General features: G+C 38.2%; 13 protein-coding genes and 2 tRNA genes. 3 read left to right on the forward strand and 12 right to left on the reverse strand.

Going from position 1 to position 15,976, the window contains the following annotated elements; all coding sequences use genetic code 11:
- Positions 1 to 50 precede the first annotated feature (50 nt).
- The 5 genes from argG to erpA all read right to left on the reverse strand — a co-directional run bounded on the left by argG (position 51) and on the right by erpA (position 5,664).
- Positions 51 to 1,385 carry an argininosuccinate synthase gene (gene argG / locus AC6H0A_RS01080; protein WP_497512248.1) on the reverse strand — a complete coding sequence of 445 codons (1,335 nt, stop codon included), beginning with the start codon at positions 1,383 to 1,385 and terminating at the stop codon, positions 51 to 53.
- A gap of 175 nt (positions 1,386 to 1,560) precedes the next feature.
- A complete protein-coding gene (locus tag AC6H0A_RS01085) occupies positions 1,561 to 2,433 on the reverse strand; it encodes a phosphoribosylaminoimidazolesuccinocarboxamide synthase (RefSeq protein WP_497512249.1) in 873 nt (290 codons plus the stop codon).
- A gap of 167 nt (positions 2,434 to 2,600) precedes the next feature.
- Complete coding sequence (mrcB, locus tag AC6H0A_RS01090) at positions 2,601 to 4,958, reverse strand: penicillin-binding protein 1B (protein ID WP_497512251.1); 2,358 nt, start codon at positions 4,956 to 4,958, stop codon at positions 2,601 to 2,603.
- 6 nt (positions 4,959 to 4,964) lie between these two features.
- Positions 4,965 to 5,318: a YacL family protein gene (locus tag AC6H0A_RS01095; RefSeq protein WP_044232306.1), complete on the reverse strand. Its 354-nt coding sequence runs from the start codon at positions 5,316 to 5,318 to the stop codon at positions 4,965 to 4,967.
- Position 5,319: 1 nt separating this feature from the next.
- Positions 5,320 to 5,664, reverse strand: a complete 345-nt coding sequence (gene erpA, locus AC6H0A_RS01100) for an iron-sulfur cluster insertion protein ErpA (RefSeq protein WP_005640399.1) — start codon at positions 5,662 to 5,664, stop codon at positions 5,320 to 5,322.
- Positions 5,665 to 5,801: 137 nt separating this feature from the next.
- Here erpA and map point away from each other — a divergent pair, with 137 nt between their 5' ends.
- Entirely contained in the window at positions 5,802 to 6,608 is an 807-nt protein-coding gene (map, locus tag AC6H0A_RS01105; protein WP_497512254.1) for a type I methionyl aminopeptidase, read from the forward strand.
- Between the two features lie 47 nt (positions 6,609 to 6,655).
- Here map and torD read toward each other — a convergent pair whose 3' ends face one another.
- From torD to AC6H0A_RS01125, 4 genes are read right to left on the reverse strand one after another with little or no spacing between them, the layout of a single operon-like run.
- On the reverse strand, positions 6,656 to 7,231 hold the full coding sequence (torD, locus tag AC6H0A_RS01110; protein WP_005640403.1) for a molecular chaperone TorD: 576 nt from the start codon (positions 7,229 to 7,231) through the stop codon (positions 6,656 to 6,658).
- Positions 7,224 to 9,683 (reverse strand): trimethylamine-N-oxide reductase TorA, encoded by a 2,460-nt coding sequence (gene torA / locus AC6H0A_RS01115; protein WP_497512255.1) that lies wholly within the window; start codon positions 9,681 to 9,683, stop codon positions 7,224 to 7,226. The genes torD and torA overlap by 8 nt, the downstream gene beginning before the upstream one ends.
- A 12-nt stretch (positions 9,684 to 9,695) precedes the next feature.
- Entirely contained in the window at positions 9,696 to 10,871 is a 1,176-nt protein-coding gene (torC, locus tag AC6H0A_RS01120) for a pentaheme c-type cytochrome TorC (protein ID WP_005640407.1), read from the reverse strand.
- Positions 10,872 to 10,898: 27 nt separating this feature from the next.
- Positions 10,899 to 11,060 (reverse strand): nitrate/trimethylamine N-oxide reductase NapE/TorE, encoded by a 162-nt coding sequence (locus AC6H0A_RS01125; protein WP_005640409.1) that lies wholly within the window; start codon positions 11,058 to 11,060, stop codon positions 10,899 to 10,901.
- A gap of 233 nt (positions 11,061 to 11,293) precedes the next feature.
- Here AC6H0A_RS01125 and glnD point away from each other — a divergent pair, with 233 nt between their 5' ends.
- Together glnD and wecA are read left to right on the forward strand one after the other, a co-directional pair.
- Positions 11,294 to 13,885 (forward strand): bifunctional uridylyltransferase/uridylyl-removing protein GlnD, encoded by a 2,592-nt coding sequence (glnD, locus tag AC6H0A_RS01130; RefSeq protein WP_005640411.1) that lies wholly within the window; start codon positions 11,294 to 11,296, stop codon positions 13,883 to 13,885.
- A 75-nt stretch (positions 13,886 to 13,960) separates the two neighbouring features.
- Positions 13,961 to 15,028 (forward strand): UDP-N-acetylglucosamine--undecaprenyl-phosphate N-acetylglucosaminephosphotransferase, encoded by a 1,068-nt coding sequence (gene wecA, locus AC6H0A_RS01135; RefSeq protein ID WP_005640412.1) that lies wholly within the window; start codon positions 13,961 to 13,963, stop codon positions 15,026 to 15,028.
- Between the two features lie 119 nt (positions 15,029 to 15,147).
- Here wecA and AC6H0A_RS01140 read toward each other — a convergent pair.
- The 3 genes from AC6H0A_RS01140 to orn form a co-directional block, all read right to left on the reverse strand.
- Positions 15,148 to 15,223 (reverse strand) — tRNA-Gly (locus tag AC6H0A_RS01140).
- 23 nt (positions 15,224 to 15,246) lie between these two features.
- Positions 15,247 to 15,322: transfer RNA gene (locus tag AC6H0A_RS01145), tRNA-Gly, on the reverse strand.
- 93 nt (positions 15,323 to 15,415) lie between these two features.
- Positions 15,416 to 15,964, reverse strand: coding sequence for an oligoribonuclease (gene orn, locus AC6H0A_RS01150; protein WP_005640414.1), 549 nt, complete (start codon positions 15,962 to 15,964; stop codon positions 15,416 to 15,418).
- Positions 15,965 to 15,976 lie beyond the last annotated feature (12 nt).

Consider the following 15,976-nt stretch of genomic DNA (forward strand, 5'->3'; position numbering starts at 1 on the left):
GCCATTTTTATAAGCGGAAAAGTGCGGTCAATTTTCACCGCACTTTTATCTTATTTCTTACCTAATTGTGGCAATATTGAATCTTTAATTGCGCTTAATAAACCAGTTTGTGCATAGATGCCAAGTTTGCCTCGGGTGTCCGATACATCTAAATTACGCATTGTTAATTGACCGATACGATCAATTGGATCAAATGGCGCATCTTCCACTTTTTCCATACTTAAACGCTCTGCTTCGTAGGTTAAGTTCGGTGATTCGGTATTTAAGATAGTGAAGTCGTTACCACGACGAAGTTCAAGTGTTACCGTACCCGTAATTGCTTTTGCCACCCAACGTTGTGCTGTTTCACGCAGCATTAATGCTTGCGGATCAAACCAACGACCTTGGTATAACAAACGGCCTAAACGGATACCATTAATACGATATTGTTCGATGGTATCTTCATTGTGAATACCGGTTACTAGACGTTCGTAAGCAATATGCAATAATGCCATCCCCGGCGCTTCATAAATACCACGAGATTTTGCTTCAATAATACGATTTTCGATTTGGTCAGACATCCCTAAACCATGACGACCACCGATACGATTTGCTTCTAGAATAATATCAACTGCATTATCAAAACGTTTACCATTTAATGCGACAAGGACGCCTTCTTCAAACGTGACGGTTACTGTTTCGGGTTTAATTTCTACCTTCTCGTCCCAAAATGCGACACCCATAATTGGTTTAACAATTTTCATGCCTGTGCTTAATTGTTCTAAGTCTTTTGCTTCATGGGTTGCACCCAGCATATTGGAATCAGTCGAGTAGGCTTTTTCAACGGACATTTTGTAGTCAAAACCATGTTCGATAAGGAATTGAGACATTTCGAAACGGCCGCCGAGTTCTTCAATAAATTGCGCATCTAACCAAGGTTTATAGATTTTTAAATTTGGGTTTGTTAATAAACCATAACGATAGAAACGTTCGATGTCATTCCCTTTGAATGTTGAGCCATCCCCCCAAATATTTACATCGTCTTCTTTCATTGCTGCAACGAGCATCGTTCCGGTTACAGCGCGACCAAGTGGAGTCGTATTGAAGTAAGGAATTCCGCCTGTAGAAATATGGAATGCACCGCATTGAATTGCCGCAATGCCCTCATGAGCAAGCTGAGCACGACAATCAATTAATCGCGCATTTTCAGCACCATACGCCATTGCTTTTTTAGGGATTGCGCTGTAATCATCTTCATCAGGTTGACCTAAATTAGCGGTGTATGCATAAGGCACCGCACCTTTTTGACGCATCCAAAGTAATGCTGCGCTGGTGTCCAATCCGCCAGAGAAAGCAATACCGACTTTTTGTCCTTCAGGTAAGTGTTGTAGAATTGTATTTGACATATCTTTTCCTTGTTTATAATTTAGATTGAATAATTAATCATTTTTTTGAATAAAAAGTCATTTAAATATAACCGTACTTTTTATGTTTGTCTAGCCTTTTATGTATTTAGACTAAAAATCTTTAACTGTCATCATGCATAAAAATCCCCGCTTTAAATAGCAGGGATTTTGATCTCTATTTTGTTAATAAATCCAGTGCTTCCTGATATTTATCAACCGTTTTCTGAATAATATTTTCTGGCACTTTTGGGGCGGGCGCTTGTTTATTCCAGCCGCTATTTTCTAACCAATCGCGTACAAATTGTTTATCGAATGATGGAGGATTAATCCCTTCTTGATAAGTATCGATAGACCAAAAACGGCTAGAGTCTGGTGTTAATACTTCATCCATTAAGGTGAGCGTGCCATTTTCATCTAAACCAAATTCAAATTTTGTGTCGCAAATAATAATGCCTTTAGTCAGTGCATATTTTGCAGCCGAAGTATAAAGTGCGATAGCTTTTTCTTTTACTTGTGCAGCTAAATCAGCCCCGATGAGTTTTTCACATTCTGCATAGCTGATATTTATATCGTGATTGCCAACGGCTTCTTTACTTGATGGAGTGAAAATAGGTTCTGGTAATTTACTGGCTTCAACTAAGCCTTCAGGTAATTTTAATCCGCAGATAGTACCAGTTTGTTTATAATCTTTTAAACCACTGCCAGTTAAATAGCCACGTACGATAGATTCAATTTTAATGGGATTCAAACGTTTACACACTACAGCGCGCTCTTTGATTAAATCAGCTTCTTCTTTTGGAAATACATCATAAACACTCTCGCCAGTGAAATGATTCGGCATAATGTGAGCAAGTTTGTTAAACCAAAAATTGGAAATTTGAGTTAGGATTTCGCCTTTTCGTGGAATGGAATCATCTAAAATAACATCAAACGCGGATAAGCGGTCAGAAGCAACCATTAGCATGCGTTTATCATCGATTTCATAGAGATCACGTACTTTACCTGAATAGATTTTTTTTAGACTTAGAGTAGGGAGTTGTTGTGTCATCGTTTTGCACCTGTATGAAAGTAAAAACTGGCGCATATTGTACCGCACTTTTAAAGCAAACGTTTGCTATTTTTTAAAGAAATAAAAAAATCCCCTGAGATTTCAGGGGATGTGTAGTTTTTTCTCTTCAAAATATTTGCTTATTATTAGAAATATACCGCGATTAATTATTGAGCGGGTGGATTTGGGTTATCCAATACATCCCAGACGCTTTCTTGTCGAGGTGCGATTTCTGTTTCAGCTGGTGGAGTAGTTGGTGATGGAGAAGTTGTTGATGTGCCTCCGCAGAAATTTTGCCCATTATTCACCCAAACTGGGATCACTCGATTGCTGTCACAATCCCAGCTGCCATGTTGGGTAATACCAACCCATTTCATATTCGCGGGTTTATTTAGCTTCAATTTTTCAATATAAGTATGGCTTAAATAATCTTTATAAATCTGTAATGCGCCTGATGCACCAGTAAGTTTTGTTTCACCATTATCATCGCGACCAAGCCAAACCGTGCTGATATTTTTTCCATCGATACCCACAAACCAAGTATCACGCGCATCATTTGTTGTCCCTGTTTTACCAGCTAAACGTAAATCCGCATAATCATTTTGCAAGCTACGAGCTGTACCACGTTCAACAGTTTGTTGCATCGCAAATAACGTTTGGAATGCGGCTTCTTGTGGTACCACTTGTTTTGCGGTTTTATCATGTTGATAAATGATATTTCCTTGACGATCCGTAATGGTATCGACGGTCGTGAGGTCAATTCGGCCACCCTGATTCGCAATGGTTTGATAAAGTTTAGTTACATCATAAGGTGAGATGGTATAAGCCCCGAGTAACATAGCGGGCACTTTTGGAATTTCCACATTATCCCATCCCATCGCTTTTTGTGTATCAATGACTTTGCTCAAGCCGACTTTCATCCCAATATTTACAGTTGGAATATTTAAAGAACGCGCTAAGGCATCCATTAACATCACCGAACCGCTATATTTTTTATCATAGTTGCGCGGCTGCCACGGCGGGCTACCTTTAACATTAATCGTAATTGGCTGGTTATTAATTGGGGTATTTAAACGGAACTGTTCTGGATTCGAAAGTGCGGTCAAATAAATTGATGGTTTAACTAAAGAACCAATCTGACGTTTTGCCATTAATGCGCGATTAAAACCTGCATATTGCGTTTGCAACCCCCCCACTACCGCACGAATTTCACCCACACGGTAATCCGCAACAATCATGGCACCTTCTAAATATGGATTTTTCGTTTTCAGTTGTAGTTGTGAAACTGTATTCACCACTGCATTTTCTGCTTGGGCTTGCTGTTTTAAATCCATCGTAGTGAAAATACGCGCGCCAAGTAAACTGGATATTTTATGTTCGCCTAGTTCACGACGTAAATCCGCCTGTAAAGTTTGAATAAATGACGGATATTTACGGGAGATTTGTCCTTTTTGTTGAACACCTAAAGGTCGTTGGCTTAATAATTGGTAAAGTTCATCACCGATCATTTTATGTTCAAGCATGAGCTTTAAAACAACATTACGACGCTCTAAGGCATTCTGAGGATTACGCCAAGGATTATAAAGTGAAGGGCCTTTGACTATCCCAACTAAAAGTGCAATTTGATCTAAGCTAATTTCACGAATTGAACGGCCAAAATAGAATTGGCTAGCTAACTCAAAACCGTGAATTTGCGTATCGCTATTTTGTCCGAGATAAATTTCATTAAGATAGGTTTCGAGAATACGGTTTTTATCATAACGCCAATCTAACACCAGTGACATCAAGGCTTCGTTCGCTTTACGGGTAATCGTACGTTCGCTTGATAAAAATAAATTTTTCACGAGTTGTTGCGTGAGTGTACTACCACCTTGTACCGTTTGTCCCGCACGGATATTGGTAATTAATGCTCGTATAATCCCCACTGGGTTTATACCATGATGATCATAAAAACGGCGATCTTCCGTTAAAATTAAGGCATCAATTAATAAGCGCGGGTAATTTTGTAAAGGAATTGCAAGGCGATCTTCATTATCAGATTCCAACATCGCAATCAATTTTGGCGCAAGGCGAAACTCATCGATAGCTTTTACTGCAACGAGATCTTCAATTCGATTAAGTTTGTTATCGACAAAGCGTAAACGTAAAACTCGTTGTGGTTCTGGTTTATCAGGGAAAGGGAAAGCTCGACGAAGAACCACAATGGTATCATCTTCCAATTTGAAATCGCCTGGTGCGGCTACCATGGTTGTCTGGCGATATTCGTTATCTAATAAAATTTGAATCACTTCATCGAAAACGAGATTATCTGAAATTTTCACACTTTCAATACGGCTATACACTTCAGCGGGCAAACGCCAAATTTGCCCATCCATTTTTGAACGGATTTGCCAATCTAAATATCCGCCATAAAACACGGTTAATATCGCACCAGTAAACGCGACTTTTAATAGAAAGCGTTTGAAAGAACGGCGTTTTTTAGGTGTTTTTTCTTCGGGATTTTTTTGAACGTTTTCGGTGGTCATAGTCGGTTAAGAGATAAAATCAACATAAGCTTTGAGGAAATGGATAAAATCTTGCGTGCCACAAAAAGCAATGCTTTCTTCATCATAATAATGAAAATCATCTTCCAAAATTTCATCTGTTTCAATGGCGAGATTATTCGCTCGAACCATTACTTCATCAGCATCTAAAAACAATGTATATTCTGCGCCAATTAAGATATTTTCTTGATTTTCAGAGAGTGATTGCGCAGTAGAAAGTGCGGTCAAAATCGCCTTTGGATTTGACCGCACTTCAGTATTGAACCAGTTAGCAAGGGCAATGTGTTCCATCGAACATTTTACGGATATATTGCCTTGATAATGTGTAAATTGAAAATCCATTTTAGATACTAAAGGATGAACCACAGCCACAAGTGCTGGTAGCATTTGGATTATTTACAGTAAAGCGTGAACCTTCTAAACCTTCTGTGTAATCGACGGTACCACCGATTAAATACTGTAAACTCATTGGGTCAATCACAAGTTGAACCCCTGATTTTTCAATGGTTAAATCGCCCTCATTCACTTTTTCATCAAAAGTAAAACCATATTGGAAACCGCTACAGCCCCCCCCCGTGATATACACGCGTAATTTCAAATTAATATTTTCTTCTTCGCTGATTAAACTTTTTACTTTATTTGCTGCTGCATCAGTAAATGTCAATGGTACTGCAATGTTATCTGTCATAATTATTTCCCGCTTCCCGAAAATTTGAATTCCGTTATTATCTAATAACCATTTACTCCATTCAAGTGTAATCCAGTTTTTTCCTAGAAATCGTGCTATAATCTAGCAAAATTTTTTTTCAAAAAAGGTGAAATAAAATGGCTATTCCAATTAGAACAGAAAAAGAAATTGTAAAACTACGTGAGGCCTGCAAATTGGCTTCGGATGTGCTGGTGATGATTGAACCCTACGTAAAAGCAGGTGTAACTACTGGTGAACTTGATCGAATTTGCCATGAATATATGGTGAATGAACAAAAGGTTATTCCCGCTTGTTTGAATTATCATGGTTTCCCAAAGGCTACCTGTATTTCCATTAACGAAGTCGTCTGTCACGGTATTCCAAGTGACGAGAAAGTGCTTAAAAATGGCGATATTGTGAATATTGATGTCACGGTGATTAAAGACGGTTATTTTGGTGATAACTCAAAAATGTATATCGTGGGCGGCGAAACGAATATTCGTAGTAAAAAATTAGTGGAAGCTGCACAGGAAGCACTATACGTGGGATTGCGCACAGTAAAACCAGGTATTCGTTTAAATGAAATAGGTAAAGCCGTGCAAAAATATACTGAAAGTCAAACTTTCAGCGTTGTGCGTGAATATTGCGGACATGGTGTCGGTACGGAATTTCACTGCGAACCTCAAGTATTGCATTATTATGCAGATGATGGTGGTGTGATTTTAAAACCTGGCATGGTGTTTACCATTGAGCCAATGATTAACGCGGGTAAAAAAGAAGTGCGTGTTATGGGAGATGGTTGGACAGTAAAAACCAAAGATCGCAGTCATTCAGCACAATATGAACATCAACTTGTTGTGACAGAAACTGGTTGTGAAGTAATGACTATTCGTGATGAAGAAATTGCAGAAGGTCGAATCTCACGGATTATGGTGAATGTGTAATTGGCATAAAATTATAAGATAAGGGCGTAGATATACGCCCTTTTTTCTTAAAATTCTTTCTCAAAAAACTCCACTAATAATGAAATTAATGCAGGGTAGAATTCTGTTTTCAATGGCACTTTTTCTGCTTTCTCAAGTAGTTGAGGTATCCAACTGAGCAGTACAACGTTAATAAATTGTTGCTGTTCTGCATGAGAGCCTGTTTCAATCAGCTTTATTAAAATGCTGATTAAAATACTAATGTGATCGCTTGGTTCATTATGATCTCGATTAATTGATACTTGGTAATGAGCCATCCAATTATCGACTAGTGCCAATGCTTGATCTAATGCTTGCCCTTCTAGATAAGCTGATAAATAAGGAATTGCACTTAATTTGCCTTCAAGTAAAAAACAATGAGTAAAATCCGCTGCCAACTCTAAACGCAAAGAATCTTGTGGTTGAAGTGCGGTGCTAATTTTCGTTGTTTTTTCTTGAAATCCTAGTTCATCTAGAAATTCAAAAAGGCTATCAAAACCACCCGATTGATAATTGACAATTTGTTCCTCAGTCAGCTCTCTGCTTAACAGAGAGCCTATCCATTGGTAAATAAATTGCCGTTCTTGGTTAGTTAAATCAAGCATTCTCAATTGCTCCAGTAAAACCGTTTGGTTTTGGTGCAACACCGTGGAATTTCTCAATATTGACTAAACATGTATTGGCTGAAACTGCTTGGGCAAGCATAGAACTTCCAATATCCAATGTCATTGTATTTGGATCGCCATAGGTATCAATCGCGCTAATTTCTGCGCTTTCAGGTGAATACCAAGCCCCTTCTTGCAAGCGCACAACGCCACTTGGGAAGTTATCTGATAAATGTGCACCCACAATCGCTTGACCACGGTCATTAAATACACGAACAAGATCTCCGTGTTGAATACCTAATTTATGTGCATCTTGCGGATTCATAAATAAAGGCTCACGTCCTTGAATACTATAAGTTTCGCGCAGATCTTTTGATTCACACAATTGAGAGTGTAAGCGCTTATCTGGGTGAGCTGATTGTAGCCAGAAAGAAAACTCGTTGGATTTAGGTCCTCCGTGCGAACGTTCTGCTTTTTCAAACCACATTGGATGGCCTTTACAATCTTCATAACCAAAAGACGCAATTTTATTGCTGTAAATTTCAATGAAACCTGATGGTGTACCTAGCGCATGAAGTTCTGGATCATCACGGAAATCAGCATGACGAACCCAAGGTTTACCTTCTGGGAACATCACATAACCTTTTTTCCAGAATTCATCAAAGGCTGGCATTTCAAATTTCCCTTGATTTTCTTTACGACAATCTTCATAAAGGCTGCGAACCCATTCCATTTCGTCCATATTGCGACAATATTCTTTTTCTTTACCAAAACGACGGCAAAGTTCTTTGAAGATCTCAAAGTCTGGACGAGATTGATAAAGTGGATCAACGAGTTTTTGCATCGCAATGACACCGCGATTGCTGTAAGAACCATAAGCATCAATATCGTTACGTTCGAATGGCGTACAAGCTGGTAAGACAATATCAGAGAAACGACAAGTTGCAGTCCAGCTATAATTGATGGAGACAATGGTTTCTAATTCTCGAAACGCTTTTTTCATTTTGTTGCGTTCAGAATGACGATGCCAATGGTTACAGCCAGTAAAAATAGCCATTTTATAAGGTGCATAAACAACTTTTCCGCCATTATAGTTAATGGTTTTCCCTGGTTGTAATAAGGAATCCGTAATACGTGCGCAAGGCAATACAGCACTATAATCTTTATAATCTGTGTTATCGTATTTTGGTTTTTGACCTTCATCTAAGTTAAGCGGGAATGCACCAGGCATTGCTGCACCAGATTCAGGAATACCAATTGAACTATAGTGGTGAGCATAGCTAATGCCGCCACCTGGTAAACCAATTTGACCAAGCATTGAAGCAAGAACGGCTCCCATCCAATAAGGTTGTTCACCATGTTGTTGGCGTTGAATCGCCCAACCGAAAATAAGTTGAGTACGTTTTTCAGCCAACATTTTTGCAAATTCACGAATACGATCTGCGGAAATTCCACAAATTTTTTCTGCCCATTCTGGGGTTTTAGCAACTTTATCTTCTGTTTCACCTAATAGGTAAGGGACAAATTTTTCGAAACCAATGGTATAAGTATCAATAAATTTTTTATCGTACAGATTTTTTGTATAAAGCTCATAGGCAAGCGCCAACATAAACGGCACATCAGTTTGTGGATTAATGTATTGGCTTTCACAGTTCAAATAATTTTGAGTTTTGCTTTTTACTGGGTCAATACTTATCACATTTACTTGTTTATTCGCTACTTTTGCTTTGAGTTGTTCCAAATAAGCATAGGCTTCGTGGGTTTCACAGTTCCAACCTACTTGTAAATTTTTCACAGGATCACTTGCCCAGAAAATGATATTTTCACTTTCTTTTAAAATCACTTCCCATGAAGTGCCTTGTGAATAAACTTCTGTTGAGCCTAACACATAAGGCAAAATAGTTTGCCCCGCGCCAGTCGAGTAGTCACCAGCGGTGCTTACGCTATGACCATGCATACTAATTGCGCGAATCATGTGATTACCACAGCTATGGAATTGACCCGTTGAACGCCAGCCTACATTACCTGTATGTAATGCCCAAGGGCCGTAATTTTTCTGAATACGTTCTAGTTCTTCATAGAATAAATCCAACGCCTCATCCCAAGTAACACGTACAAAACGATTATCACCACGAGAAGTGCGGTCGCTTTTTTCCCTGTTTTTTAACCAATCTAAGCGTACCATTGGATAGCGAATACGAGATTCACTATAAATTAATCCTTTTATACCCTTGATCATTTCCGTTGGATATTTATCTAACTCGAAAGGTTTTACATCAATGACACGGCCATTTTCCACTTTGGCACGAATGGCGCCCCAATGTGAGCCAGTTATTTTCCATTGTGTAATATCTTCATTTTCGAGTGTTTTTGCGACAAGCCAATTTGGCATTGCACAAGCTGCGCCCATAAGCGACATATTTTTTAAAAATTCACGACGAGTTTGTTGCATACTAAAAATCTCCTATTTCGCTTCATTATGTTGCGCATCAAAATCTGATGAATGAAGTTGTAAATAACGTAATACTTCTTTGCCTGTTTGTTCATCAATGTTGGTAAATCCAACCATTCCTTTAAATAAACCAATCCAAGTATTGGAATCAAAATGATTAACTTGTGGTTGGCGGTGACAAGTACTACATTGCGTTTTATAGGTGTTTTCTGCACTTTGCCATACGGCATCAATATTATTGATTAATTGATTTGGTGCAATCCAAGCTGAAAGTTTCACTTTTTGCCATTCAAGGCCAGTAAGTGGATCTTCTTTCGTTTCTAGTACATCAAAGTGCGGTTCAGATTGCATAAATTCTTTTGTGAGCACGGCATCAGTAATATTTTTCGCAAATTGGTTATACCAAATACGACCAAAACCTTTGTTTTTACGCCACATATTTAGTTCAACTTGATCTGCTTTTCCTGTTGATTTTGCCATATTAATCGGTGTCGCTGTTTCAAGTGTACCAATTTGTTGAGTTAAGGCTTCATCACTAAACACTGCCACACTGCCTTTCGCATAATAGGTTTGTGATGGTGTTAAATTTGTAGTGACTAAGTCTTCAAATTTAGAAGCATTCGCATCGCTTTGTGTTTTAGCTGGAAGATGGTGGGCAATGCCTTTATGGCAATCCATACAACTTTGGTTGCGCTCTGCTGCTGGTTTCATCGCTTTTTGAGCAGCTTTTGACATTTTGTCGAAATCCATTCGTTCATAATTATGGCATGCTTTACACTCTTTTGAACCATTTGCAGCAAAACGATCCCATTCACGTTTAGCCATTTCTGCACGATGTTGTTCAAAGCTACCTTCATCCTTAAATTTGCCAGTAAATTCCGCAAAAACTTCTCTGCTTGCTTGCATTTTGCGAGCAAACTTATCGGTTTTTTCATGTGGAACATGGCAATCAGAACAAGTTGCTCGAACTCCACTGTTATTTTTCCAGTGAACGGTTTGTTTAAGTTCTTCAAAAGGTTGTTGCATCGTGTGGCAGCTTACACAAAATTCTTCTTTGCTTGTAATATCCATCACATTATTGAATTGTTGCCAGCTAATCGCCCCAGCAATAAAGCCGAGTGTGACTAACAAGCCAAAACCAATACGGTTAGAAGGCTTTAAGAAAAAAGCCTTAATTTTATTTTTCATTAGCTTCTCCTGAAATAAAAATGAAATTTATGCGCTCGGCAAGCCGATAACAAACATTTGTAAAAACCAAACGATAAAGCCATAAATACCAACGCTCACGGCCATACCAAGCGGTAAAATGACAAAAAGTAATAAGAGCAATTTCCCTATTTCAGACGTCGATTCTGAAGAATGGTTTAAGCTATCCATTATGTTCCCCCACTTATAGATAAATAAAAAATTTGTATTCTAGTTGATCTTAGATATGATTTCTTTGATCTATCTCAAATTTAAAAGATATGAATACCTATAAATAGGTGTGCTTGGTTTAACGGACTGAAAATTAAGCAAAATTTATCTTCGATAGTATCTTAAGAAAAAATCCTATTGGCTTCGTTTTTATTTATAATAAAGCCACTTAAAACCACTAAAAGACAATCAAAATGCTGTTTCCTTTGTCATTATCTTTTCCTTTAACGCCAAGTGCGGTCAAAATTGAGCGAGAAAATCTCAAGCAATTTGAGCTAGAGAATTTTTCTCGTTATTCCATTTTTGAGCTTATTGAAAATCGCAGTGATTTTTATGATGCCTTATTGATTCAACTTTGGCAGGAAATGGGATTAAGTGAACAACTGGGGATTTCTTTAATTGCGGTGGGCGGTTATGGACGGAGTGAGATGTTTCCTTTGTCGGATTTAGATTTTTTAATTTTGGTCGAGCAAATACCTAGCCCAGAAATTGAAGAAAAAATCACCCAATTTATCCAATTTTTATGGGATTGTGGCTTTGAGGTGGGAAATAGCGTTCGAACCTTAGAGCAATGCGAATCGGAAGGGAAACAAGATATTACGATTGCCACCAATTTATTAGAAGCAAGATTTCTTACTGGAAATCGACCGCACTTTGATGAGCTAAATAAATTGGTAAAACGTGCTGATTTTTGGTCGAAAGAAGATTTTTTTAATGCCAAAGTGCAAGAGCAAATAGAACGTTATCAGCGTTATCACAATACGGCTTATAACCTTGAGCCAGATATTAAGTATAGCCCGGGTGGTTTGCGTGATTTGCATTTGTTGTATTGGGTGGCGTTGCGTCATTCGGGCGCTTTGACCCTTGAGGCCATTTTACAAAGTGGTTTTATTTATCCTCAAGAATATCAGCAACTACAAGAAAGTCGTGCATTTTTATTTAAAGTGCGGTTCGCTTTGCATTTGATTTTGAAACGTTACGATAATCGTCTGTTGTTTGATCGTCAAATTAAAGTCAGTGAATTGTTGGGTTTTCGCGGAGAAGGCAATCAAGCTGTGGAAAAAATGATGAAATGTTTTTTTCAAGCTCTGCACCGAATTTCTCTGATTAGTAATTTGTTGATTCAGCATTATCGAGAAAATGTGCTTTCATCAAATCAGGACTGCGTGATTCATCAGTTAGACAATGATTTTCAACTGATTAAGCAATGCTTATGTTTGCGTAATAGCCTTGTTTTTCAAGAAAAACCAGAGCGAATTTTAGATCTATTCTTTTATTTAACGCAGTACGAACAGGCCAATATTCATTCTGATACCTTGCGTCAATTACAAATTTCCTTAGATCAATTACCACAAAAATTATGTGAAATTCCTGCAGCTCGGGAAAAATTTCTACGTTTGTTTAATCAACCTAATGCGATTAAGCGTGTGTTTATGCCGATGCACCAATATGGCGTATTAACAGCGTATCTTCCGCAATGGCAAGCCATTGAGGGATTAATGCAATTTGATTTATTCCATATTTATACGGTGGATGAGCATACATTACGCGTGATGTTGAAATTGGAAAGTTTTCTGTCACAGGAAAGTGCTCCAGAACATCCCATTGCTTATCGAATTTTTAGTCAACTTTCTGACCGCACTTTACTTTATATTGCTGCGTTGTTCCATGATATTGCAAAAGGGCGAGGCGGTGAGCACGCAGAGCTTGGCGCAGAAGATGTGGCAGACTTTGCGCAATTACATGGTTTAGATCGTCGAGAAATTGATACCCTTGCTTGGCTCGTAAAATCCCATTTGCTGATGTCAATTACTGCGCAACGTCGTGATATTCATGATCCTGAAGTAGTTATGAATTTTGCGGAAGCCGTGCAAAATCAAGTTCGATTAGATTATCTCACCTGTTTAACGGTGGCGGATATTTGTGCAACCAATGGTAATTTGTGGAATAGCTGGAAACGTTCTCTTTTTGCCTCTTTATATGAATTTACAGAACAGCAATTTGCACAAGGCATGAAAGAATTACTTGATTACTCAGAAAAATCGGAAGAAAACCGAAAACTTGCACAACAAATTTTAACGCAGGATTATTCTGATATTGCACCAATCTTGATTGAGCAATTATGGGCTCGTTGTCCTGAAGATTATTTTGTGCGTAATACGCCAAAACAAATCGTGTGGCATACAAGTTTGCTAGTGGATTTCGCTGAGGCATTATTAGTGAAAATTAGTAATCGCTTTTCACTTGGCGGCACGGAAGTGTTTATTTATTGCCAAGATCAACCGCATTTATTTAATAAAGTCGTGAGTACCATTGGCACAAAAAAATTCAGTATCCACGATGCACAGATTATTACGACACAAGATGGTTATGTTTTTGATAGCTTTATCATCACAGAACTTAACGGAGAATTAGTGGAATTTGATCGTCGCCGAGAATTAGAGCAAGCCCTAACATTAGCTCTTCAAAGTGAAAAATTACCCGCACTTTCTATTATGCCTAATCGTCAGCTTCAACATTTTATTGTACAAACCGACGTGCGTTTTTTACATGAAAACAAAAAAGAACATACTGAAATGGAACTGGTTGCGTTGGATAAACCTGGGTTATTAGCGCAAGTGAGCCAGATTTTCAGTGAGCTAAATCTCAATTTATTGAATGCGAAAATTACCACTGTGGGCGAGAAAGCTGAGGACTTTTTTATTTTGACGAACCAATTTGGGCAAGCTTTGGATTCTCAGCAAAGAGAAATATTACGTAACGTGCTGTATCGAAATATTGGATAGTCCTTTTTATAAAAATATATTTCTAGGTAAATTTGCCTTATGTTATCCTTTACAAAAAAATTTTAGGGTCACACTATGCTGAGTATTTTTATTACTTTTCTTGGCGCATTTTTAACATTGATTGTGATGCGACCAGTTGCCAATTGGATTGGATTAGTTGATAAGCCAAACTATCGTAAACGTCATCAAGGCGCAATTCCGCTAATCGGTGGTGTGTCGCTTTTTGTTGGAAATCTTTGCTATTACTTGATGGAATGGGATCAGCTTCGATTACCGTATCTCTATTTGTTCAGTATTTTTGTTTTATTAGCGATTGGGATTTTAGATGATCGATTTGATATCAGTCCTTTCTTAAGAGCAGGGATTCAAGCAATACTGGCGATTTTAATGATCGATCTTGGGAATGTTTGTCTTGATCATCTAGGTCAAATTTTAGGGCCTTTCCAGTTAACACTTGGTTCAATTGGTTTGATTATTACCGTCTTTGCCACTATTGCGATTATTAATGCCTTTAACATGATTGATGGTATTGATGGATTGCTCGGTGGGCTCTCTTGCGTTTCTTTTGCCGCGATTGGTATTTTAATGTATCGAGATGGGCAAATGGATATGGCGCACTGGAGTTTTGCTTTAATCGTATCGATTTTACCTTATTTGATGCTAAATCTAGGGATTCCATTTGGACCGAAATATAAGGTGTTTATGGGCGATGCGGGGAGTACATTAATTGGCTTTACCATTATTTGGATTTTGTTATTGAGTACGCAAGGAAAAGGGCATCCTATGAATCCAGTAACCGCACTTTGGATTATTGCGATTCCTTTGATTGATATGGTTGCGATTATTTATCGCCGAGTACGTAAAGGTAAAAGCCCATTCCGACCAGATCGTTTACATGTTCATCATTTAATGGTGAGAGCGGGTTTAACATCAAGACAAGCCTTTTTATTGATTACGTTTGTTTCTGCAGTTTGTGCAACTATCGGTATTTTAGGGGAAGTTTATTATGTGAATGAATGGGCGATGTTTGTCGGCTTTTTCATTTTATTTTTCCTTTATGTCTATTCAATTACACGTGCATGGCGAATTACCCGTTGGGTAAGAAGAATGAAACGTCGCGCAAAACGGTTGAAGAAAGCATAAAAAATAAAGGCTTGTGTTATTAAATCACAAGCCTTTATTTTTCCGCACTTTTTAACATTTTGGTGATCTATTTTTGTAGATAGAAAAAATCCCCAGCCTTTTGGCTAGGGATTGATATTTGGAGCGGGAAACGAGGCTCGAACTCGCGACCCCGACCTTGGCAAGGTCGTGCTCTACCAACTGAGCTATTCCCGCAATAATGCTTTATAATGTGAAATTGGAGCGGGAAACGAGGCTCGAACTCGCGACCCCAACCTTGGCAAGGTTGTGCTCTACCAACTGAGCTATTCCCGCAGTTCACATCAGTGAATGAGGTCGCATTATACAAATATTTTTAGGGCTTGCAAGGGCAATTTCATAAAAAGAAATTTTTTGTTGAAGTTTTCGTCAATCTAATTTTATGAAATGTTCGCGATAATAAGCTAGCTCTTTAATCGATTCTCGAATGTCATCTAGCGCCAAATGCGTATTCTCTTTTTTGAAGCCTTCTAAAATTTCAGGTTTCCAACGTGCAGCAAGTTCTTTTAATGTGCTCACGTCTAAATGACGATAATGAAAATAATCGGCTAAATCAGGCATATATTTCACTAAGAAGCGTTTATCTTGGGCAATGCTGTTACCGCAAATTGGCGATGAACCTTTGGGAATCCATTTTTTTAAAAAGTCTAAGGTTTGTAATTCTGCTGCACGTTCGGTAAGTTTGCTGGCTTTTACGCGTTCAATTAAGCCATTTTCACTATGTGTTTTTTGGCACCAATCATTCATTTTATTGAGTAATTCATCAGACTGATGAACCGCTAATACTGGGCCCTCTGCCAAAATATTCAAATTTTTATCTGTCACAATAGTCGCAATTTCAATAATACGTTCTTTTTCCGGATCTAAACCGGTCATTTCTAAATCAATCCAAATAAGATTTTGTTTATCGAATGACATAATATCAGGTAT

The organism is Haemophilus sp. THUN1692, from assembly GCF_059704395.1.

Excerpts from the sequence above, each read along its gene's own strand:
- argG (WP_497512248.1), bottom strand. The coding sequence starts at position 1,385 with ATGTCAAATACAATTCTACAACACTTACCTGAAGGACAAAAAGTCGGT.
- AC6H0A_RS01085 (WP_497512249.1), bottom strand. The coding sequence starts at position 2,433 with ATGACACAACAACTCCCTACTCTAAGTCTAAAAAAAATCTATTCAGGT.
- mrcB (WP_497512251.1), bottom strand. The coding sequence starts at position 4,958 with ATGACCACCGAAAACGTTCAAAAAAATCCCGAAGAAAAAACACCTAAA.
- AC6H0A_RS01095 (WP_044232306.1), bottom strand. The coding sequence starts at position 5,318 with ATGGATTTTCAATTTACACATTATCAAGGCAATATATCCGTAAAATGT.
- erpA (WP_005640399.1), bottom strand. The coding sequence starts at position 5,664 with ATGACAGATAACATTGCAGTACCATTGACATTTACTGATGCAGCAGCA.
- map (WP_497512254.1), top strand. The coding sequence starts at position 5,802 with ATGGCTATTCCAATTAGAACAGAAAAAGAAATTGTAAAACTACGTGAG.
- torD (WP_005640403.1), bottom strand. The coding sequence starts at position 7,231 with ATGCTTGATTTAACTAACCAAGAACGGCAATTTATTTACCAATGGATA.
- torA (WP_497512255.1), bottom strand. The coding sequence starts at position 9,683 with ATGCAACAAACTCGTCGTGAATTTTTAAAAAATATGTCGCTTATGGGC.
- torC (WP_005640407.1), bottom strand. The coding sequence starts at position 10,871 with ATGAAAAATAAAATTAAGGCTTTTTTCTTAAAGCCTTCTAACCGTATT.
- AC6H0A_RS01125 (WP_005640409.1), bottom strand. The coding sequence starts at position 11,060 with ATGGATAGCTTAAACCATTCTTCAGAATCGACGTCTGAAATAGGGAAA.
- glnD (WP_005640411.1), top strand. The coding sequence starts at position 11,294 with ATGCTGTTTCCTTTGTCATTATCTTTTCCTTTAACGCCAAGTGCGGTC.
- wecA (WP_005640412.1), top strand. The coding sequence starts at position 13,961 with ATGCTGAGTATTTTTATTACTTTTCTTGGCGCATTTTTAACATTGATT.
- orn (WP_005640414.1), bottom strand. The coding sequence starts at position 15,964 with ATGTCATTCGATAAACAAAATCTTATTTGGATTGATTTAGAAATGACC.